We start from the raw sequence: 20,592 nt of genomic DNA, 5'->3' as shown, positions 1-20,592 counted from the left end.
TCAGGTTGAGTCATGAAAGATCCCGTACAGGTTGGGGGAAATAGTCGACTTCGCGTGCAAAGTCGGCGCGGGCAGCCTCGAAGACGCTGCGGTGCACGACCGGATTGGCCCCTACCGCGCGGTCGAACGAGAGCTTGCCGTCCAGATGGTCGATCTCGTGCTGCATCAACTCGGCGTCTGCCCGGTTCAGGCGTTCCTTCAGGTGCACCACGCCGGCGAGATCGGTGAACCGCACCGAAATCGAAGCGAAGCGCTCGACGCGTACGAGCATGTCAGGAAAGCACATGCAATCGTCCCAAAGCGTCATGCGTTCCTTGCTCTGCCAGACGATTTCGGGATTGACGATCACCTCGGGCCAGCCGGGAAGTGCGAGCCCGATCATGCGCTTGCGAATGCCTATCTGCGGCGCTGCGATGGCACGTCCGAAGCCATGCCTGGCGCGAAAGGCGCGTATCGCGTCTCCCAGGGCAGACGCTTCGGTGACGACAGCGACGTCGCTCAAGTCGGTTACCGGCGATGCCGTTTCGCGCAGTGATGGCGTGCCGACCGGAAGAATTTCGCGCGTCATTTCGATACCTCGGTCAAAGCCATTTTGTCGTCTCCGTGATAAGTGGATATGGTGGCGGCGGGCGTGCGCAGGTCGCCGTGGGCGTCAAAGGCGATCGGCCCCGTGACGCCTTGGAAAGCGACGCGATGCAGCGCAGACACGATGTCCGGCGCCTTGGTTGATTGCGCAAGCACGGCGGCACGATAGACGGCCATCATCGCGTCATATGCATAGGGCGCGTATAGCTGCACCGGCTCACTGTAGGTCTTCTTGAACTTCGCAGCGAAGGCTGGCCCGCCTGGCATCTTTGCGAGACTACGGCCACCGTCAGCACAATACAGATTGCCGTCAAGCGCTGCGCCCGCGAGCTTGCTCATTTCGGCGGTACACAGGCCGTCGCCTCCGACGAGCGGCACCTCGATGGCGTAATGGCGCATCTGCTTAAGCATGGGGCCGCCTTGCGTGTCCATACCGCCGAAGAAAAGCACCTGCGGATTGGCGCTTTTTACACGAGTGAGCACCGCCGCGAAATCAAAGGCCTTGTCGGTCGTATATTCCCGCGCGACGATCGTGCTGCCGGATGCCTGCGCTTGCTTAGCGAACACATCGGCGATACCCTGGCCGTAGGCGGTGCGGTCGTCAATGACTGCGACCCGCTTGGCGTGCAGCGTGCCAGATACGTAGCGCGAGAGCGCTTCTCCGAGGAAATCGTCGTTGGCCAGCATGCGGAACGTGGTATCGAAACCCAGCCGGGTGAACTCAGGGTTGGTTGCCGACGGCGTCAGTTCGGCAATGCGCTGCTGTGCATAGATGCGTGCTACTGCGATTGACGTGCCCGAATTCTGATGACCGATGACAGCGCTTACGCGACTGTCCGCGAACCGCTGCGCGACCGTAGTTGCCAGGCGTGGATCGGCCGCGTCGTCCTGCGCGTCGAGCTGGAACTTCACGGGTTTGCCACCGATCACCGGATGCGACGCGTTGATTTCGTCGATCGCCAGCCGAATACCGCGTTCGCTGTCCTTGCCGAAATGAGCCTGAGCGCCGGTGAGCGCGCCGGCATAGCCAATCGTGACGACGGTTTGCGCATGCGCGGCGGTGCAGCAAAACGCCAGCGCGAGCGCATGGGTGAGGAGCGGGTGTCGCATGGTTTTCTCCGTGAAATCTAGCATCATCCAGTGATACGATTCTATGGAGGCCTCGAGAAATCCAATATTCTCGAAGGCAGTGTTTGATTAATCGGATTTCATTTTTCAACGTACACACGAAATATGGACCAGCCACCCGAGTCGCCGCTGGATGATTACGATCGCCACATCCTTGCCCAACTTCAGATAGACAATCAGATCAGCAACCAGGCACTCGCCGCGATGGTCAATCTGAGCCCGCCCGCGTGCTTGCGGCGCGTCAAGCGCTTGCGCGAGGACGGCTATATCCTGCGGGACATTTCTGTGCTGGCGCCGAACAAGGTCGGTTTGCCGATCATGATGTGGGTACAGGTGCAGGTCGAGCGGGAACGGCTCGACCTGCTCGATGAATTCAAGCGTTTTTTGAACGAGGTGCCCGAAGTCATGCAGTGCTATGTCGTAACCGGGAGGGCCGACTTCGTGCTACTAATCTCGGTGCGCGACATTGACCACTACGAGGAATTCGCCAACCGCGTATTTCGGCAGAACCCGAACATCCGCCATTTCGAAACGATGGTGGTCATGTCGCGCGTGAAGTTCGGGTTGTCGTTGCCGATCTGACAGTTGAGGCTTGGCTGCTTTCGGGTCGAAAGTACACATTCCTGAGCCGGAAAACCGACTTTCGGCATTTACGAAAGGAAAACGGCCGGTATGTGGCTCTGAACTGACACTCAGGGTAGATGGGGTGACCGACCGCTTGGGACCGCCTACGGGCCAACGCGGTATCGAGCCTGGCGTTCAGGCATGCAGGACATCGGTCTGGCCTCGGCCAGGAACGGACGCACGACATGGGAGGCGGGATTGCTGACAATTCCGTCAGACCCGAGGGGAATCTCAGTCCTTGTATGTGAGCGAGCGCCAGTCGGCGCGTTGCACAGTTCTTCCACCAAGTTGGAGCTCAAGAGTGTCTTTGCATACCATGGTGTCGCTTCCATTCACATTACTGAATCGCGGTCAACTTGGTGGCGCAGGTGTGCTTTTCTTCTTCTACGCGGTCATCGTCGCCTGTATCGCCAAAGCATTGTTCGAGATTGCCAATTTTGCTGGAGTGAAAGCGCGGACCGGAATGGCCACGGTCGTAGCTAAGCGAATTGTGCCGGGCCATTGGGGGTGGCAATCTCGTGGACGATTTTTGACGTATGCCTATGTGCCGGAATACGAGATACTGGATTTAATTGTCAATGGCCGAACGATGACGTATCGGCCGATTCCGTGGATTATGGAGCGCACAACTGCAAACACCACAGAGCCAGTTCAGTTCAAAGCTGCCCGATTCAATAGCAAAGTGCAAATCATAAAATTCAAGTACCTCTAGTCGGGTAGAACCTTCCGTCCGGGATCGAATCCTCTCTGAACGGCCGTTCTTAAGAGAGTCGAAGGTCTGCTCCGGGTCGCGCTATGCCTGTTGCATGAGGTGCGAGCCCGGGAAGATCGCTACGCTCCGTCGTCAGGCGCCGGCCGGCCAGTTCCTGCCGTTCGCCCGAAGTGCAAGTGAAACACTCGAACGTCCGTTGCGCCGCTGACCTCTGCCGTACGTCGATCTCTACTCTAGTGTGGAGCCATTCACACCGAATGCATCGGTGAGATCCACGATGGCGCGGGATTGGATCAGAAAGTCAAGAAAGGCGCGTAGCGGCAGTGAAGTTCGACGAGCACGTTCATATAGCGCGCTTACCGCCACAGGGCTCGGTTCGTACTGCGCAAGGATACGTCGCAGTTCTCCCTGCTCGCACAGTCCCGCAACCTGCCAGGATGGTGCGCGGATGATGCCCACACCCGCGCGCGCGGCCACCACGAGTACATCGAGCGCGTTCGCCCAGAGCCGCCCCGTCACTCGAGCGGAATGTCGCACACCAGCATGACTATAGCGCCAGTCAACGGGGCCGGGGCTGTCGGAAAAGACCAGGCAGTCGTGCAAACTCAATTCGTTGGGGGAATTCGGTGCGCCTCGGCGTTCGATATATGACGGCGCGGCACAAGTCACCATGCGGACCTCGCCCAGCTTCCGTGCGACAAGCGTCGAATCAGGCAGCCGCCCCACGCGGATCGCGACATGAACATCTTCCTCCGAGAGATTCACGTTGCGGTCGACCAGGACCATCTCTACCGACACGCCTGGATGTTGTGCAAGAAAATGTGGAAGGAGCGGCGCGATGAGCATGCGCCCGAGCAACGACGGGGTGGCGATACGCAAGCGGCCTGAGGGCTCACTACGACTCGCGCCGATCAGGGTACTCATCTCGTCGAGATCCGCGAGTATGGCCTTCGCACGCCCGTAAAACAGGCGTCCTTCGTCAGTCAGCGCAGTATGGCGTGTCGTGCGGCGCAACAACTGCGTGCCGAACTGCTGCTCCAGAGCAGAGATGTGTCGGCTGACCGAGGTCAGCGACATCGGAATCGCCCGGGCGGCGGCAGACAGGCTGCCGGCTTCGACCACCCGGACAAACACCTGCATGGCATCGAATCGATCCATCGAATTGTCCTTCCGGAATACGCAAGGCTGATTGCCGTTAGACGTGGGTACTTCCAGATTGGGAAATAGTCTACAGTCCGACGCATACAGCCCGCAAACACTAGCGACGCAAACACTGCGTCGAGCGGCGGTGTCACGTCCAGGGTATCCAAGTCACGGGAGTTCAAATGAGGCAATCGATCTATTGGGTCATGGCGCTCTCGGCCGGACTCGTTGTCGCCAACAACTACTACAACCAGCCCTTGCTGATCGACCTCGCACACACCTTTGGGACGAACGAACGTCAGGCGGGCACGGTGGCCGTTGCGGCACAGGCGGGCTACGCGCTCGGGCTGGTCTTGTTCGTTCCGCTGGGCGACAAGGTCGAGCGTCGCAAGCTGTTCGCGATCACGTTGTCGGTGGCAGTCATGGCCCTTCTCGCGATGGCAGCCGCACCGACATTGCCGTGGCTCATTGCGGCGAGCTTTGTGGCGAGCATGATGAGCGTGACACCGCAATTGCTCACACCCTACGCCGCGCAACTCGCCGGCCCCGAGGGCAGAGGTAGGGCTGTTGGCATCGTCATGCTGGGCCTGTTGGGGGGCATCCTTGCTTCGCGCACCGTAGCCGGGACGTTGGCTGCGCATTTCGGCTGGCGCGTCGTGTATATATCGGCATCCGTCGCCACCGCGCTCGTCGCTGTTGTGCTCGCCCGTCGACCGCCGCGCGTCGTGCCGTCATTCCCGGGCAGCTATCGTGCGTTAATGGGCTCGCTCGCGCGACTGCTGCGCGAGGAACCTGTCGTGCGGCAAACGTCTTTCGTCGCCGCGCTGCAGTTCGCTGCCTTCAGCGCCTTCTGGACGACGCTCGCATTCCATTTGCACAGTCTCGACAACCGTTACGGCAGTGAAACCGCCGGACTGTTCGGTTTAGTTGGCATTGCCGGCGCGTGTGGTTCATATGCTATTGGCAGGATGACCGATGCGTACGACCCGCGCCGTATCGTCCTTGCTGCAACACTCGTGTTCATTGCGTCTTACGGCCTGCTGGCCTGGAAGGGCGAGAGTATCGGCGGGCTGATTGTCGGCGTGGTCCTGCTCGACCTTGGCTTGCAAAGCGCCCACGTTTCCAATATGGCGCTTAACCTCCGTGTTCGCCATCAGGCCATGAGTCGCACGAATACGATCTATATGACGATCCGCTTTGCGGGAGGCGCCATGGGCTCGGTGCTCGGCAACTATGCATGGAGCGTATGGCATTGGCCCGGCGTGTGTGGCGTGGGTGCCGGTTGCGCCTGCATGTCGATGGTGTTGCAGATATTGCCCGATCGCAAGGCACGGTGCGTCGAGCGCTGACAGTCTGAATCGTGCGTTCGCAGGCGTGAAAATGTAGCAGTTCCCATCAGGAGATATGCCATCGTAGTCTCAGTAGAACTCCGCCGCGCGGGCGCCTTGCCGACGTCGTGCGCGTTCGGCCGATACACGTATCGGCCTTTTTTTCATGCCGCAGGTCATGCTCGGCGGGCGTTTGCAACGCTACGCGCCACAGTGTCCGAAGCAAATTCTGGAACAGCCATTAGGGGCGGCTCAAGCTGACGGACCGAATTGGGTCGAGGTATGCCATTTGCATCGCGCGCTCACCGGAGATCATCCTCGCACTCGGTTGGTGGGCTCCGGTCGGCCCCAAACGGTCATCCGCAGAGTTCTCACACCTGACATTCAGGGCTTGGCTCAGCAGGGCTCCCGGACCTCCGCGTACCAAACATGCCGACCACCTCAACGATTGTCGCGTGCGAGCGTTCATGCCTCAACTCCCCCAGGTGCCTCCGTGATGAACGGTTCGTCCTGTACGCGAACCCGGCTCAGGAAAGCGAAGGCCGCGAGCGAGCAAAGTAGCGTGATGATCGTAAGCCCATCAAGCAGATGCCCGAACGCCGTGTGATAGGCGACCTGAAGTGTCGGATGCGAAACGCCCGGCAGCCTCTCGGCGGCGGCCGCAATATCTCCCGTAGCAAGCCGTGCAGCTGCCTCGGCGACGGCGGCTGGCTGTGCGAGCGGCGCTGATGTACGCAGGCTGATCTGCGCCAGCGCTGCGAGCAGCGCGCTCACGACCGCTAGCGCAATGCCTTCGCCCGCGACGCGAGTGGTGCTAAAGATGCCCGTCGCCATCCCCGCGCGCGACTTCGGCACGACGCTCACCGACAAACCATCCATCAGCCCCCACGGAAGCCCCGCGCCGAAGCCAATAGCAAGCATTGGTCCGATCACGGTCGTGCCGGCGCCGGCGCCGGCACGCAGCGCACCGCCGAGCGCATGGAGGCCCGCCGCAGCAATCATGAGCCCGATACCCGAGATCGCTCCCGCCGACATCCAGCGCGTCAGCGCCGCCGCGACGAATGGCACGACCAGCATCGGCGCCGACAGTGCGAGCATCAGCCAACCTGCGTGCATCTCGTCGTAGCCGTCCACGCCAATGAAGCGCAGTGGCAGCACGACGAGCAGCACGATGTAGCAGTAGCAGGTCGCGATCGGCAGCACCTGGACGCCGACGAACCGCGGATAGCGGAAGAGTGACAGGTCAAGCATTGGCCGCGCAGTGCGCGTTTCGACAACGACGAACGCGATCGCGAATGCGACGCACGCGGCGAACAGCGGGACGACGGCCGGCGACGTCCAGCCACGCGACGGTGCCTCGATCAGGCCAAACGTGAAGCACGCGAGCGCGGCCGTGAATGTCGTGGTACCCGCCCAATCGAGCCGGCGCGCGTGCGGGTCGCGCGACTCGCGCATTCGGGGCACGCCAAAGCCGAGCGTAAGCAGGCCGGCAAGCGCTCCCGTCGTGAAGATCGCGCGCCAGCCGAACTGCGCAATCAGCCAGCCGGCGAGCACCGGCCCGAAAGCGAGGCCGATTCCGAACGTGGTGCCCAGCGCGCTGAACGCGCGGGTTCGTGCCGGGCCATCAAACTCCTGCGCAAGCGCAGCAGTGCCGCCCGCGAGTGCCGCCGCCGCCGCGACGCCCTGTACTGCGCGCAGCAGATCAACGATGACAATCGACGTTGCGAAGCCGAGCGCCAGCGAACTCAGCGTGAAGCCCGCGACGCCGCACGCAAACAGCCGCTTGCGGCCGAAACGGTCTGCGAGCGTGCCCGCCGCCATCAACAGACTACCAAACGCGAGCATGAATGCGTTGGTAATCCAGCTCACCGTGACGGGGTCACCCCCGAGGTCGCGGCCGATGGCGGGAGTCGCGACCGCACCACCGGAAAATGCAAGCGGCAGCGCTAGAGCGGCCATGCAGACGGCCGCGAGCACGGCGAGCCGCCCTGTCGCGTTGGGGGGATTCTGTGAATTCATCACCGCTCCTTGTCTAACGCCAACGCATCACATCACAATGCGCCGGCTGAGAGACGAACGATAATCTGGATTCAATCCATCAAAAACGATGTACATTTCCGCAAATAGCGGATTTCAATTCCGCAATCATGCGAATCAGAAGGAGCCGAACCGGCATGGACAACCTGAACGGCATCGTTACATTCGTGTATGCCGCCGAGACACTCAGTTTCGTTGCGGCCGGACACAAGCTCGGAATATCCGCATCGGCAGTCGGCAAGACGATTGCGAAGCTCGAACACTCCCTCGGGGTTCGTCTTTTTCATCGAACCACGCGCCGCGTCACGCTCACTAATGAAGGGCAGTACTTCCACGATAGCTGTCAACGGATTCTCGGGGAGCTGCATGACGCGGAGGCTGTACTGTCGGAGGCCGCACAAAGGCCGCGCGGACTGCTACGCGTGAGCCTGCCGGTAATCGGCTACCGCTTCCTGCTGCCAGTGCTGCCCGCATTCAGCGCGCTCTATCCGGACATCGAGTTGGACCTCGATTTCAACGACCGGCTGGTGGATGTCGTGGAAGGCCGATTCGACGCCGTGATCCGCAGCGGCATGCTTTCGGACTCAAGCCTGATGTCGCGCCGGCTCGGTCCGTTCCGCTTCGTGCTGTGCGCGTCGCCTGATTACGAGGCGCGCGCCGGCCTCCCGCGCACGCTCGACGACCTGGCGACGCACGACTGCGTGCGCTACCGCTTCCCCACTACAGGCAAACTGCAGCCATGGGGACTCGCGGCGGATGAGGGCGAGCCGCCGAACCTTCACACCGCGATGACCTGCAACAACATGGAGGCGCTACGCGGCGCGGTAATCGCGGGCTTCGGCATTGGCTTCATGCCGGACTTTCTTGCCCGTGACGCGCTTGCTAGCGGCGCGCTCGTCCCAGTACTTGGCACACTCTCGATTACGCCCGGGCAATTCTCAATCTTGTGGCCGTCGAGCCGGCAACTTTCGCCCAAGTTGCGCGTGTTCGTGGATTTCATGTGCGAGCGCCTGTTTTCGGAGCCGTAACTAGCGCGCAACGGCAGTTGCACTTTGTGAGCGGCCGCTATGTGCGCCACCTGTGAACGGCGGCTACGGGACGGGTTACGCCTTCTGCATGAGAGCCGTGCCCGTGCATTCAGGCACGCGGCGCGTTGAAGACAATACGGGCGCGGCGCGCCCACCGTGCACGCCGTTTCTTTTTTTTACCGTATCCCGAGCATGACAGTGCCGTCACACAATGCATGACAACACATTACCGGCTGGCGCCAACACTTTACGTCGCTTTCAGCAGCGCGCGCGGAGCAGCGACAGACGCGCTCCGAACTCAGTCAGAAGCGACAACCAGCGAGCGTATCGTCCAGCCCGACGGCACACCGGATCAGTCGATACCGCAATCTCTACTTTCCGCATTCCGTCATTGCGGACCCAGATGCGTTCGCCACGAGGAAGGCGCAGGACCTCGCCTGGCTGAAGCCAGCGGCTGTGTGGCAGGAAGTGCCAGATGACTCGAACCCGTGAAGCGTAGGTACCAAGCTCGGCATTCCGCTCTACGCACCACGACAATGTCTGGCCCGGATAGAGTTCGAAATGAACGACAACGCGACGGATTGATCCGTCAGGGTACGTTGATGATCCGCCGGGCAACCTGTTGCAGGAAGTGAGGCAGGAAGAGCTGTCGGTCATGCTGGTCTCCGTTGGAAAACAATCAAACGGAGAAGCCGCATTCAACAAAAAAGCCTCATCCGTTTCCGGTGAGGCTTTGTGTCTGAATCCTGCCTGCCCTAACGCACACACGCCCCCGGTAGCCCATCGCGTCGGATGGCCACACGGTTCATGATTACGATAGTGATGCGGATAGAGGCATTCATGCGGGTAAGTCTTCCTGAGTTTTGCTGCGCTGTCAATCGACGTTCGCTCGCGGAGGAAACGCACAACATCGTCGGGAAGCAGTTTCCAACCGCCGCCATGCGGACCGCCGTATCTTCTGGTCATGGCGCGCCCCGGCCCATCACGAATCCGAGCGTTCGGGAAAGGAACCACCATGAAGCGAGACTGGGATCTGCCGCGCAAGCGGCTTATCGACGTTGAGGAAGAACGCAATGAGCTCGGCAACAGGCCGCTGCCGCACCAGTCGGCCATTAACTCAAGCCATCTGGGCCGCTAGAGGGTGCCATTCGACCTTACAGCAATCGAGGCGTGCATTGCAGGGTTTGAGCGCAGAACCGTCCGTGTCCGTCCGAAAAGGCTTTTTGACACTGAATTATGCGGTCCGCACACATCACGCATGATGCGAACCATGGCCACCTTTCCCGGACCCTGTGCTAGCGTGCATGATTCGTCCACGTGTCAGATGACAAGATCGAGCAGCCCGCCACGGGTCATCGAGTTTGCCGTCAAGCACCATTTTGCGCCCGTTCGATCACTTGCTTCTCGCGACACATCTGGCAGATAGAACCCGAATTAAGTCAGATGTTCTGTCGCTGGCATTGTATTTCGCCGGCTGTCCGACCTGGATTGTTGCCGTCCAGACAACATGGCATACGCACTCGCGATCCTACCGGCACTCGCCCGTCCCTCACTACAATGCGTCACACGCTCGCTTGAATTGCGAGCAAAGCGACACACGCAAAACGCGTGGTCGCTCGTGAACCGCGCCGCGTGTACCGGATCCCCCCAACTGAAGCAATAGGACAATGGATTATGAGCAAGACAACTCACAATGTGCAGCCCGTTACTTCCAACCTGGGCAAACAGGGTTCAGCTGAACTCGTACCTTCCCGTTACGCCGTGCGCGTGGGTGACATCGATGTCGTATTGATTAGCGATGGCGTTCTACCGCTGCCCACCTCCACCATGTCCACCAATGTGAGCGAAGCGGATCGCAACGAATGGTTCGATGGCCGTTTCCTGCAACGAGACATGTTCGACTGGGCGCTGAATATTGCGCTCGTGCGTAGCGGCGGACAGCTCATTCTGATCGACTCGGGCGTGGGTGATGGTTTCGAATACTTCACGCGGGCCGGACAGTCAGTAGTGCGCCTGGAGTCGGCAGGTATCGACCTTGCTGCAATCACTGACATCGTGATTACGCACATGCATATGGATCACGTTGGCGGCTTGAACGTCGATGGCGTCAAGGCCAGGCTACGCCCGGACGTGCGCATTCACGTGTCGGCCTCGGAAGTAGAGTTCTGGAAAAACCCGGACTTCAGCAAGACGGTGATGCCGGAGACGGTTCCGCCTGCGCTACGCAAGGCTGCTGCGAAGTTCGTGGAACTCTACCGCGAGAATATCGTGCAGTTCGATCAGGCAGTCGAAGTCGCACCGGGCGTGTCGGCGCGCGTGACGGGCGGGCACACACCGGGGCACTGCGTCGTGGACGTCACATCAAACGGCGAGAAGCTAACGTTCGTAGGAGATGCGATTTTCGAAGTCAACTTCGACAATCCGGATTGGCAAAATGGCTTCGAGCATGATCCTGAAGGTGCAGTGGACGTGCGTCTCGCGCTGTTCAACGAAGCCGCGGAAACAGGCGCTTTGCTTGCCGCAGCGCACGTCGCGTTCCCATCCATCGGACACATTGCAAGGAACGGCGATGGTTTTCGATTTGTTCCTGTTACGTGGGACTACTAATTTACACTGATACCGGACAATCGATCCTCGCCCTCAGCGATCGGGACTCACTTTCCGTATCCGGAAGCGACTGGTGCGCATCCCGTGCATGACACTGTCGTTAAGCGTTACCTGCACCTGAATTTCTTCGAGCATGACTGCTATCTCCACGTGCGCACGCGGCGCGCGGAGCCCTTCCATCCACAGGAGCCTGCCATGCGATCCCTTCCCATGCCACGAAAAGCTGTTTGCGCTTGCGCGCTATTCGCAACGCTGCCCGGCGTCGCGACCGCCGAAACGTTTGCGCTGAAAGTTGCCGATCTGGATCACGGCCGTTTCGGGAATGAACAAGTGTTCAGCGGATTCGGCTGCCACGGCGAGAATGTGTCACCGCACGTGACATGGTCAAACGCGCCAGCCGGTACTCGCAGCATCGTCGTGACGATTCATGACCCCGACGCGCCGACGGGCGGTCTCGGCTGGACCCATTGGGCTGTTGTCAACATACCGCCCTCGCAGACATCTCTGCAAAAGGGCGCCTCCGGCAACGTGAATCTGCTGCCGCCCGGGGTCACCGAAACGCTGACCGACTTCGGCCAGTCGAAGTATGGCGGACCGTGTCCACCACAAGGCAAGCCACATCGTTATATCGTCACCGCGTATGCACTCGATGTCCCGCATATCGACGTGAGCCCGGCATCTAGCCCCGCACTCGTTGCGTTTCAAATGCACGGGAAGATCATCGCTCGGGCTCGCTATGTCGCGACCTACCAAAGCGCGGCGAAATGAGCCGCGCCATGGGTGCTATCAATTGAGCGACATGCCACCGTCGACACGCAAATTGACGCCGTTGACGAAGCTGCCCTCGTCACTCACGAGAAAGAGCGCCGCGCGTGCGAGTTCTTCAGGAAGTCCGAGGCGGCCTAGCGGAATACGCCCTGCGACGGCAGCCTCGAACGCCGGTCGCTCGTCATGCGCGATACCCAGCTTCGTCAGTATTGGCGTGTCGACCGGCCCGGGACTCAGTACATTCACGCGAATGCCGCGCGCCTGAAGCTCCAAAGCCCAACTCCGCGCGAAGGCTTCGATTGCGGCCTTCGTACCCGCGTAGACTGCATGTCCTTCGAACACTTTCGAACTCGCGATCGAACTCGTCAATAGAATGGCACCACGCTCTTTCATGAGCGGCGTGATCTTCTGTACCCCGAAGAAAATTGCTTTGGTGTTTGTCGCGAAATGACGGTCATAGGAGTCTTCGCTCACCTCGTTCGATGCTTCGATAGTATTCACTCCCGCGTTCGCGAAATATATGTCGATTCCTCCAAAGCGCTTCGACACTAGCGCGGCCACTTCGTCGTGCGTTTTCGGGTTCGCGAGATCTCCCGTCAGTCCGATCGCCCGGTCGCCAAGTTCGGCCACGGCCGCATTGACGGCATCCGGGCGTCGGCCCACCATAATGACATTCGCACCCTCTTCAATCAGCAGCCTGGCCGTGGCCAATCCGATTCCACTATTTGCGCCGGTAACAACAGCAACCTTGTTTGCGAGTCGATTCATGTTTTCTCCGCTATATTGCGCCTGTCCGGCGTAGAGCCAGAATTTAGCAACGGCTTCTGGTGGGTTGAAGTCACTCGTAGGTCATTTCACTCTTTCCACTTTGTCATCATGTCCGTGGATAAATTTAGCGGCCTTCCCGCGTTCGTTCGCTCCGTCGAGACGGGCTCGTTCACCGTTGCGGCGCAATCTTTGGGTACGACGACGTCGGCCGTGTCAAAAAGCGTGGCAAGGCTCGAAAAGCGCCTGGGCGTCACGTTATTTCAGCGCTCGACTAGAACCTCCGTTCTGACGATTGAAGGTCAGGCGTTTTATGAGCGCATTGCCCCGCTGATGCGCGGCCTGGAGGGCGCCGAAGAAGTATTGCGATCGCCGGCCGCCGCCGCGGGAAGACTGCGTGTAAGCCTGCCTGGCGAACTGGGTCGCTTTTTGCTCGATCCCGTCACGCGGGAACTCCTGCCAAACCACCCGGAACTCGCACTCGACGTGAGCGTCAGCGACCATCATGCCGACCTGATCCGCGATCGCATCGATATCGCGATCAGGGCGGGATGGCTGGAAGACAGCGGCCTGCATGCGCTGCCGATCACCAGTCTTCGACTGGTGTTGGTTGCGGCGCCGGCATATCTGCGCGAGCGGGGATCACCGCGTGTTGCTGCGGATCTCGCTGCACATCGGCATGTGCGCTACCGGCTCAATGGCCGACCGTACCCCTTGATCTTCGCCGATGGAACGTCCAGCTCCGTCGAAGGCAGGTTCGACGCTGATAACGGTGAGGCAATGCGCGTGGCGGCATTGAACGGACTGGGTATCGCCCAAATACTGGAAATCGCCGTACGGGACGATCTCGCCGCCGGGAGGCTGCAGGCCGTACTACCCAATCAGGCGCTCGCGCGCGTCCCCGTGCACGCTATTCACGCTTTCGGCAGGAACATGCCGACGCGTGCGCGCGTATTCGTCGATTTCGTTACGGCGCAACTCTCGAAATGAAGTATCCCGTCGCCCCGGCGCGCAGCGCCATCGGATGCCGTCGCGCTGCATTCGAATCACGCCAGGGAGGCGTCGTTCATTTCGCCGGCACGAGGAGCGGTGCGCCCTTGTCTTTGAGCAGCAGTACGATAAATTTAGCCGGCTTCGTCTGGCTCGCATTGTGCCCAACCGTGTGGACGTCATTCAAGCCTTCGTAGAAAGTCTGTCCCGGCGAGAGCGTAACCTGCTTGCCGCCCCTCACCTGCATGACAATCGAGCCTTCCAGCACGTAGACGAAGGCATCGGCGTTATGCCTGTGCACGGGATCCACGGCACCCGGCGGATATTCCACGCTGATCATCAGCGCTTCCTTGCCCGGGTAGTCCTTGAGGGGAATGGTCATGACAGGGGTGACGATAGCGAGCGGGGGCGAGGCCCGGGCGCAACATACAAGCATCTGCGTAACGAGAAACGCGGCGATTACGATACGTTTAAACCCGGACATGATGACGCTCCAGTGAAACGGCCCGCATAGGCGGGCCGGTTGTGATAACAAGGTACGGGGGGGTCAGGTCAGGTTGGCCTTGTCGAGGCCGAATGCCTTGTCCGCCGAACCTGGCACGGTCCTGAACGCGATATTCGCGCGGTTCCAGCCATTGATAGCCATGACGTCGAAGGTCAGGTCTGAAAGCTCTTTCTCCGAGAACTGCGTGCGTACACGCTCGTAGATATCGTCGGCGACGCCGTATGCGTTCAATTCCGTCAGCGCTTCAGTCCATGCGAGGGCGGCGCGCTCACGCGGCGAGAAAAGTGTGGACTCGCGCCATATCGGCAGATGATGAACGCGCAGTTCGCGCTCGCCGTGCATGCGCGCTTCTTTCACGTGCATGTCAACGCAGAAACCGCAGCCGTTGATTTGCGAAGCGCGCATCGAAACGAGGTCGCGAATCGACTCCTCGATCACGCTCTCTTTCAGCTGATTGCTGAATTCCATGTACTTCCTGAAGAGTTCCGGCGACTGTTGAATATAGTTGATACGCTGCGTCATGCGCTTCTCCTTATGTAGACGATGATCAAATTTCGACTGATTGAGATGTCGGACGAGGATCGTTGCGTTGATGCATCGTAGTCCGACGCAGCACGTTTCGGTAGCACGATGCGCGGCTCCATCATGTTGTCTTTTGCGCATCAATCGCGTCGCGTCTTTGACCGCATACTCGGGCCAACAACCATCGCTGCTTCGATGTCACACGACGCGCGCACCGAACGTCTTATGCAAGTGGGGAGAGAATGCATCGTGTGGTCTCCCCGCACCTGATCATTCACCACGTCGTGAGGCCATTACGACATGCATCTCGGCAAATCCTATACGTTATCCGAATTTCTATTCTGGACCCGCAGACAACTCTATGCGCTCGCGATCTGGGGCACGCTGCCCGTGATCCTGTTCAAGTTTTTCAGAATGACATGGCTGTCGGTGCCGCTCACGATCGTGTTGCTGCTTGGCACCGCCACGTCATTCATCGTTGGTTTCAAGAACGTCCAGACATACAACAGGGCAATGGACGCGCTGGACATCTGGACGGGCATCAGGAGCGCAAGCCTGCGCTGGGGACAGCTCGCCCGCAATTTCCCGAACGACATCAGAGTCAGCCGTGAGCTAATCGCGCGACATCTCGCATGGCTCACCGCATTGCGCTACGCGCTGCGCCGCCCGCGTGTATGGGAAAACATGGGAAAAGGATACAACGTCGAATTCCGTCAGCATTACGAGGTCCCGGAATGGGAAGGAAATCTTCAAGAAACGCTGCACAGATATTTGTCCCCAGCAGAAGCCTCGCACACGCTCGGCGCCCCAAATGCGGCGACTGCCCTGCTGGGCAGCCAAAGTGCGTTCCTGAAAGAACGCCACGCGGCTGGGGAATTGAATTTGTCTTTCTATCTTGAGCTACACCATACGCTTGGAGATTTCATTACATTGCAGGCAAAGGCGGAGCAGTTGAAAAATTTCCCGTATCCTCGCCAGTACGCTACCGTAAGCGCGTTATTCGTCCGCTTCTTCTGCCTCTTTTTTCCTTTTGGTTTGCTCCACGAATTCGACAAGCTCAACGAAGGCGTAAGCGGCTTCATGCAGGGGAACATGATATGGCTCGTTGTACCATGCAGCGTGGCCGTATCGTGGATGTATACGTCGCTCGAACAGGTTGGCGACAGCACGGAGAATCCGTTTGAGGGAAGCGCGAACGACGTGCCGATTTCAACGTTGTGCGCGCAGATCGAGCGCGATTTGCGATCGATGCTGGGCGAGCAGCCAGAGAATCTCAAGCAGGGAACAATTGCGATGTAGCATCCCGGACGCGAAGCCGGGAGACTCAGCGGGTATCTTCTGGAGGGGCGAGCGCCACGACATTCTCGATTCCCTGCCGCGCCATCTTTGTGTAGGGCGTGAAGCGCTCCGTTTCGCGAACGAGCCACTCGGCGAGCGAGCGCTCCACGCCCGGCAAACGCACGTGTGTGTGCGCCTTGAGCACGAAAAGTCCATCCACCGGATCACGCCTGAACTGGACCGTGACATCCACTGCGCTGTCAGCGAGCACGATTCCGGCGCGCGCGGCGAACAGATTCAGGGCGCCATGAAAGCAGGCCGCATAGCCCGCTGCGAAAAGCTGCTCCGGGTTTGTGCCGCCCCCGTGGCCGCCCAATGCTTCAGGCAGGCGCAGCTCAACCGCTAACTGGCCGTCGTCCGAGCACGCAACGCCCGACGCCCGACCGTGCCCCGCTTCGCCGCCCGTTACGGTGACGGTCGTCGAATACAGCGTCTGCCCTTCCTTGCCGTGGTACTTGTCAAGCAAGGTCAGAGGCGGGGGCAGCAAGGGTTCGTTCATAACACACTGGCTCCCGTCATCGCCTTCTTGCTATCGGAGGGCCCCGTACCACTCATTGCGACGATCCTCATAACGTTGCTCCGGAAAATCTTGCGTCTACAGATTGCCACCGCGAGCGGTCCATCCATCAGCGATGCTAGGTATGCGCTGACTTTTGCGCTAGGGCATGACGTGCACTCACTGTGTTGCCCGTCATGCACCAATCGCTGCCCTCATGCCGGCTGCCGCTCGTGCGTTTGCGCCATGGCCAGCGGCGTCGAACACTCGAGGTCGAGCAGCCGCGTATGCTCTGTCATGTAGTCGACGAACACGCGAATGCGCGCCGGCAGCAGCTTTCGGCTGAGGTAGCAGAGGTAGTGGCCGCCGTCATCGGGGGCATGCTGGTCGAGGCAGCCAACGAGCCGTTGGTCGCGCAGCAGATCGCACACCTGGTAGGCGGCCAGCTGCGCCAGCCCCAAGCCGTCGAGCACGGCTTCCAGGGCCAGGTCGGGATCGTTGAACGTGTGAAGGGCGATGGGCTGGCAACGTTGCGAAAGGCCATCCACCTTGAATTCCCACTCCTTCATGCGTCCCGTTGCCGTCCGCAGATTAATGCAGCGATGGCCGGCCAGGTCTGCGACGTGCCGTGGCAAACCATATACCCGTGCATAGGCGGGCGACGCGCAGACGATCATCTGCATGGGGATCAACCGGCGAGCGACAATGCCACTGTCCTCCATGCGTCCTTCGCGAAACGACACGTCGACGCGATCCGAAGTGAAATCAGTGGGTCGGTCGCCGAGCAGCAGTTCAAGGGAAATGTCGGGATACTGGGCGTGGAAACCCCGCAACAGCGGCGCAACAACCTTGCGCCCGAAGCCCGGTGTCGAGGCGATGCGCAAATGGCCGCGCGGCGGCCCGTTACGCAGTTCCCGCATGTCTTCGAGCGCCTGTGCAATGCGCGCAAGACCCGGCTGGCAGTTCTCGTAGAAGAGTTCGCCCTCGCGCGTGAGCGACGTGCTGCGCGTTGTACGCTGGAAAAGGCGCGCGTCGAGTTGGGCTTCGAGTTTCTGCACATTGCGGCTCACCGAGGAGCGGCCAATGCCCAGGCGGTCGCCCGCACGTGCGAAGCTGCCTTCATTCGCGACTGCGAGAAACGATACAACGCCGGCATAGCTGGTTGCGAAGCTGCTTGCCAACGGGTCGTCAGGGCCGCCTGATGGGCGCGATGAATAGTCTGTCATGGAAGCGAGAATCGTAGTGTCCCTGATGACTAGACGTGCCAACGCATGCCGTTGTGACGCAAGGCCGGAGGTTTTTTCGGTGCGCGGCGCATTTCGCGCGCTTCGGTGCCACGCACCGCGTCACCGGTGCGCGTGCGCAACGCGCGGAATCAGCCGTTGCCGTGCACGGCTGCAATACGTGCCAACTTCTCGGGGTTGCGCTGCACATGTATGCGAACGATTCGATCTCCGTCCGTCTCGAACGACTGCGCGGATTCGAGCTGACCTTCGCAATAGCGCAGCAGCGCCCATTCGCCGTTGAGCAGCACGAGCTTGAGCTGCATTTCGCTATGAAAGCGCAAATGCGTCGCATAGAAGAGCTGCGCAATGCGCCTGCCGCCCACCATCGGCTCCGGAAAACTTGTTACCTTGCCACCGCCATCGGCAATCAGGATGGCGTCCTCGGAGAGAAGCGCGTTGATTGCATGGAAGTCACCGCATTGAATTGCCTGTGCGAAACCCTCCAGCAGCCGCCGGTGCGTTTCGCGCGAGACAGAATAGCGTGGTCGCTCGTCGCGGAGTTGCGTTTTTGCGCGGCTGACAAGCTGACGGCACGCTGCCTCGCTCTTGCCAATGGCCAGCGCGACCTCTGAGTAATCGGCGTCGAATACCTCGCGCAGAAGGAACGCCGCGCGCGCCTCGGGCGTAAGCCGCTCGAGCAGCAGCAGAAACGCGACGGACACTTCATCGGCACGCTCTTTGGCCTGCTCCGGCGTAGTCGGGGAGTCAGTCATCTCCGGTTCCGGCAACCATATGCCCGTGTAGTATTCGCGCTGAACTTTCGCAGCGCGCAGGCGATCGATGGATAAGCGCGTCGCGACCGCGACCAGCCATGCCTCACCATTTTCGATCGCTCCGCGGTCTGCCGCGAACCAGCGCAGCCAGACGTCCTGCACGACGTCTTCGGCCTCTGCCACCGATCCGAGCATTCGATACGCGATTTTCTGCAATCGAGGGCGCAGGTCATTGAAGACGCAGGTTTCGTCGTCCATAAATACGATCCCCTGAGTGAAATCCCATGCCGGGCGAGCGGATACCCGAAAGCCGCATATTGCCACGAACGCGGCGATCGCGCGGGCAATAGCAATCGCCGCCGGCATGCCGTCGAACAGCCAGGGAACGGCGGCTCGATGCGTGCGTCCATATGCGTTTCACAGAAAGCGACCGAATACTCGTATTTTGCTACGCAAACCGGCCGGCGCCGATGCGTCGCATCGGCAGGCGAAACCGCCAGTTCGCGCTCGCGAATATTGCCCTCTTTCACAGCCTGATCCTTGGATTGGGTTGCTGAAAACACAGTCATTCCGGCCGATGTTTTCGATATTCCGGATAACGAACTGTGAAACAAATCGTAGATACGGCGTGGAGCGAGCGGTAGCGCGCCCGAACAGCACACCGTGTTTCCCGTATAGCAACATTCGGCATGGTTCAAATACGTTGCAGGACTGTTAGTCTGTTTCAGACGGCTAGCTTTTCCGTCACAACGTCTGTTTTGCATCGTTTTGTTTCGTTCACTCTTCGCGATTCTTTGCTGGAGGGTGACTTCTGCCGCGCGGGAGCCGGATCATGACGGCCGGTTATTCCCGCGATCATGTCAAGGAGCATCACCATGCCGTACGTCACCACAAAGGACAATGTCGAGATTTTCTACAAGGACTGGGGCCCAAAAGACGCGCAGCCCATTGTCTTCCATCACGGTTGGCCGCTATCTTCCGACGACTGGGATACGCAGATGCTCTTTTTCCTCGAGCAAGGCTACCGCGTAATCGCACATGACCGGCGCGGTCATGGCCGTTCGTCGCAGGTCTCGGGCGGGCATGATATGGACCATTACGCTGCCGATGCTTTTGCTGTTGTCGAATCACTCGACCTGTACAACGCAGTGCATATCGGCCATTCAACAGGGGGCGGAGAGGCAACTCGTTATGTGGCGAAACACGGACAGCGCGCGGGACGCGTAGCCAAGGCCGTCCTCGTCAGTGCCGTGCCTCCGCTCATGCTCAAAACCGAAGCCAATCCTGAAGGTCTTCCGATCGAGGTTTTCGACGGCTTCCGGAAAGCGCTTGCCGACAATCGAGCCCAGTTCTTCCTGGATGTCGCTGCTGGTCCGTTCTATGGATTCAATCGCCCCGGTGCGACCGTATATCAAGGCGTGGTCCAGAACTGGTGGCGGCAGGCGATGATGGGCAGCGCCAAGGCACACTATGAGGGCATCAAAGCCTTTTCTGAGACCGATCAGACAGAGGATCTTCAGGCGATTGCAGTGCCCACGCTTGTATTGCACGGAGACGACGATCAGATCGTACCGATCTCCGATGCGGCACTAAAGTCGATCAAGCTGCTAAAGAATGGCACGCTGAAGACATACCCGACTTTTCCGCATGGCATGTTGACCGTCAATTCAGACGTCCTCAACGCGGATCTCCTCGCCTTCGTCCAGGCATGATGGCTGCAATCTAGGCCTGCCATGGCGGGCTTACTGGCGCAACAGCGTTTGCGCTGTTGATTTGCGCGACGGAATCGACGCCATACTCGACTGACTGCGTCTCCACGCATACAGCGGCACCGCGGCCGGTGGGACTCGATACGGGCAGCTACTTCCGCAGGCGGGCGGGCTTGCTCAACGGGCCACAGATGAACGATCCACCAGGAGGATCAGGACGCTTTGTTCAAGAAGTGCCCCGAACGCAGGACGGCCGTTTTCCACCAGAAAGCGGTCATTACCTGTGCGGCGCGTTGTGGGACAGCTTT

Annotated in this window: 20 protein-coding genes; 10 read left to right on the top strand and 10 right to left on the bottom strand. The window is 60.0% G+C overall.

Annotated elements, in window-relative coordinates:
• Positions 1–10: 10 nt before the first annotated feature.
• Together BHE01S_RS39410 and BHE01S_RS34835 are read right to left on the bottom strand one after the other, a co-directional pair.
• Positions 11–568 carry a peptide deformylase gene (locus BHE01S_RS39410; RefSeq protein ID WP_042272855.1) on the bottom strand — a complete coding sequence of 186 codons (558 nt, stop codon included), beginning with the start codon at positions 566–568 and terminating at the stop codon, positions 11–13.
• Positions 565–1,695: a branched-chain amino acid ABC transporter substrate-binding protein gene (locus BHE01S_RS34835; protein ID WP_042272871.1), complete on the bottom strand. Its 1,131-nt coding sequence runs from the start codon at positions 1,693–1,695 to the stop codon at positions 565–567. The genes BHE01S_RS39410 and BHE01S_RS34835 overlap by 4 nt, the downstream gene beginning before the upstream one ends.
• A gap of 123 nt (positions 1,696–1,818) precedes the next feature.
• Between BHE01S_RS34835 and BHE01S_RS34830 the strand changes: the two genes are divergently transcribed.
• Together BHE01S_RS34830 and BHE01S_RS38250 are read left to right on the top strand one after the other, a co-directional pair.
• Entirely contained in the window at positions 1,819–2,295 is a 477-nt protein-coding gene (locus BHE01S_RS34830; protein WP_042272853.1) for an Lrp/AsnC family transcriptional regulator, read from the top strand.
• A gap of 343 nt (positions 2,296–2,638) precedes the next feature.
• Positions 2,639–3,049, top strand: coding sequence for a hypothetical protein (locus BHE01S_RS38250; protein WP_157025841.1), 411 nt, complete (start codon positions 2,639–2,641; stop codon positions 3,047–3,049).
• A 228-nt stretch (positions 3,050–3,277) separates the two neighbouring features.
• Here the strand turns inward: BHE01S_RS38250 and BHE01S_RS34825 are convergent, their stop codons facing one another.
• The gene (locus BHE01S_RS34825; RefSeq protein WP_042272852.1) at positions 3,278–4,207 is read right to left on the bottom strand and encodes a LysR family transcriptional regulator; all 930 of its coding nucleotides are present in this window, start codon (positions 4,205–4,207) and stop codon (positions 3,278–3,280) included.
• Positions 4,208–4,398: 191 nt separating this feature from the next.
• Between BHE01S_RS34825 and BHE01S_RS34820 the strand changes: the two genes are divergently transcribed.
• A complete protein-coding gene (locus BHE01S_RS34820) occupies positions 4,399–5,541 on the top strand; it encodes an MFS transporter (RefSeq protein WP_245639950.1) in 1,143 nt (380 codons plus the stop codon).
• Positions 5,542–5,985: 444 nt separating this feature from the next.
• Here BHE01S_RS34820 and BHE01S_RS34815 read toward each other — a convergent pair whose 3' ends face one another.
• Positions 5,986–7,539 (bottom strand): MFS transporter, encoded by a 1,554-nt coding sequence (locus tag BHE01S_RS34815; RefSeq protein WP_042272848.1) that lies wholly within the window; start codon positions 7,537–7,539, stop codon positions 5,986–5,988.
• A gap of 155 nt (positions 7,540–7,694) precedes the next feature.
• Here BHE01S_RS34815 and BHE01S_RS34810 point away from each other — a divergent pair, with 155 nt between their 5' ends.
• From BHE01S_RS34810 to BHE01S_RS34800, 4 genes are all read left to right on the top strand, one after another.
• Positions 7,695–8,585 carry a LysR family transcriptional regulator gene (locus tag BHE01S_RS34810; protein ID WP_042272846.1) on the top strand — a complete coding sequence of 297 codons (891 nt, stop codon included), beginning with the start codon at positions 7,695–7,697 and terminating at the stop codon, positions 8,583–8,585.
• 1,015 nt (positions 8,586–9,600) lie between these two features.
• Positions 9,601–9,723, top strand: coding sequence for a hypothetical protein (locus BHE01S_RS39625; protein ID WP_281177785.1), 123 nt, complete (start codon positions 9,601–9,603; stop codon positions 9,721–9,723).
• 536 nt (positions 9,724–10,259) lie between these two features.
• Positions 10,260–11,192 carry an MBL fold metallo-hydrolase gene (locus BHE01S_RS34805; RefSeq protein WP_042272844.1) on the top strand — a complete coding sequence of 311 codons (933 nt, stop codon included), beginning with the start codon at positions 10,260–10,262 and terminating at the stop codon, positions 11,190–11,192.
• Positions 11,193–11,387: 195 nt separating this feature from the next.
• Positions 11,388–11,960: a YbhB/YbcL family Raf kinase inhibitor-like protein gene (locus tag BHE01S_RS34800; protein ID WP_042272869.1), complete on the top strand. Its 573-nt coding sequence runs from the start codon at positions 11,388–11,390 to the stop codon at positions 11,958–11,960.
• An 18-nt stretch (positions 11,961–11,978) separates the two neighbouring features.
• On the opposite strand, the gene BHE01S_RS34795 is transcribed toward BHE01S_RS34800, so the two are convergent.
• On the bottom strand, positions 11,979–12,728 hold the full coding sequence (locus BHE01S_RS34795) for an SDR family NAD(P)-dependent oxidoreductase (protein ID WP_042272842.1): 750 nt from the start codon (positions 12,726–12,728) through the stop codon (positions 11,979–11,981).
• A 108-nt stretch (positions 12,729–12,836) separates the two neighbouring features.
• On the opposite strand from BHE01S_RS34795, the gene BHE01S_RS34790 reads away from it, so the two are divergent.
• Positions 12,837–13,715 carry a LysR family transcriptional regulator gene (locus BHE01S_RS34790; RefSeq protein ID WP_042272841.1) on the top strand — a complete coding sequence of 293 codons (879 nt, stop codon included), beginning with the start codon at positions 12,837–12,839 and terminating at the stop codon, positions 13,713–13,715.
• Positions 13,716–13,791: 76 nt separating this feature from the next.
• Here the strand turns inward: BHE01S_RS34790 and BHE01S_RS34785 are convergent, their stop codons facing one another.
• Entirely contained in the window at positions 13,792–14,151 is a 360-nt protein-coding gene (locus BHE01S_RS34785; RefSeq protein ID WP_245639954.1) for a cupin domain-containing protein, read from the bottom strand.
• 111 nt (positions 14,152–14,262) lie between these two features.
• Positions 14,263–14,742 (bottom strand): carboxymuconolactone decarboxylase family protein, encoded by a 480-nt coding sequence (locus tag BHE01S_RS34780; protein ID WP_042272837.1) that lies wholly within the window; start codon positions 14,740–14,742, stop codon positions 14,263–14,265.
• 300 nt (positions 14,743–15,042) lie between these two features.
• Here BHE01S_RS34780 and BHE01S_RS34775 point away from each other — a divergent pair, with 300 nt between their 5' ends.
• Positions 15,043–16,041 carry a bestrophin family protein gene (locus BHE01S_RS34775; RefSeq protein WP_042272835.1) on the top strand — a complete coding sequence of 333 codons (999 nt, stop codon included), beginning with the start codon at positions 15,043–15,045 and terminating at the stop codon, positions 16,039–16,041.
• A 25-nt stretch (positions 16,042–16,066) separates the two neighbouring features.
• On the opposite strand, the gene BHE01S_RS34770 is transcribed toward BHE01S_RS34775, so the two are convergent.
• From BHE01S_RS34770 to BHE01S_RS34760, 3 genes are all read right to left on the bottom strand, one after another.
• Positions 16,067–16,579: an Ohr family peroxiredoxin gene (locus BHE01S_RS34770; RefSeq protein ID WP_042272833.1), complete on the bottom strand. Its 513-nt coding sequence runs from the start codon at positions 16,577–16,579 to the stop codon at positions 16,067–16,069.
• Positions 16,580–16,791: 212 nt separating this feature from the next.
• Positions 16,792–17,802, bottom strand: coding sequence for a LysR family transcriptional regulator (locus tag BHE01S_RS34765; RefSeq protein WP_042272832.1), 1,011 nt, complete (start codon positions 17,800–17,802; stop codon positions 16,792–16,794).
• A 149-nt stretch (positions 17,803–17,951) separates the two neighbouring features.
• Positions 17,952–18,833, bottom strand: coding sequence for an RNA polymerase sigma-70 factor (locus BHE01S_RS34760; protein ID WP_042272830.1), 882 nt, complete (start codon positions 18,831–18,833; stop codon positions 17,952–17,954).
• Between the two features lie 617 nt (positions 18,834–19,450).
• Between BHE01S_RS34760 and BHE01S_RS34755 the strand changes: the two genes are divergently transcribed.
• Entirely contained in the window at positions 19,451–20,287 is an 837-nt protein-coding gene (locus tag BHE01S_RS34755; protein ID WP_042272828.1) for an alpha/beta fold hydrolase, read from the top strand.
• Positions 20,288–20,592: the final 305 nt, after the last annotated feature.

Origin of the sequence: Paraburkholderia heleia NBRC 101817 (genome assembly GCF_000739775.1) — a bacterium.
Taxonomy (GTDB): domain Bacteria; phylum Pseudomonadota; class Gammaproteobacteria; order Burkholderiales; family Burkholderiaceae; genus Paraburkholderia; species Paraburkholderia heleia.
This window is presented reverse-complemented; position numbering and strand designations above follow the sequence as displayed.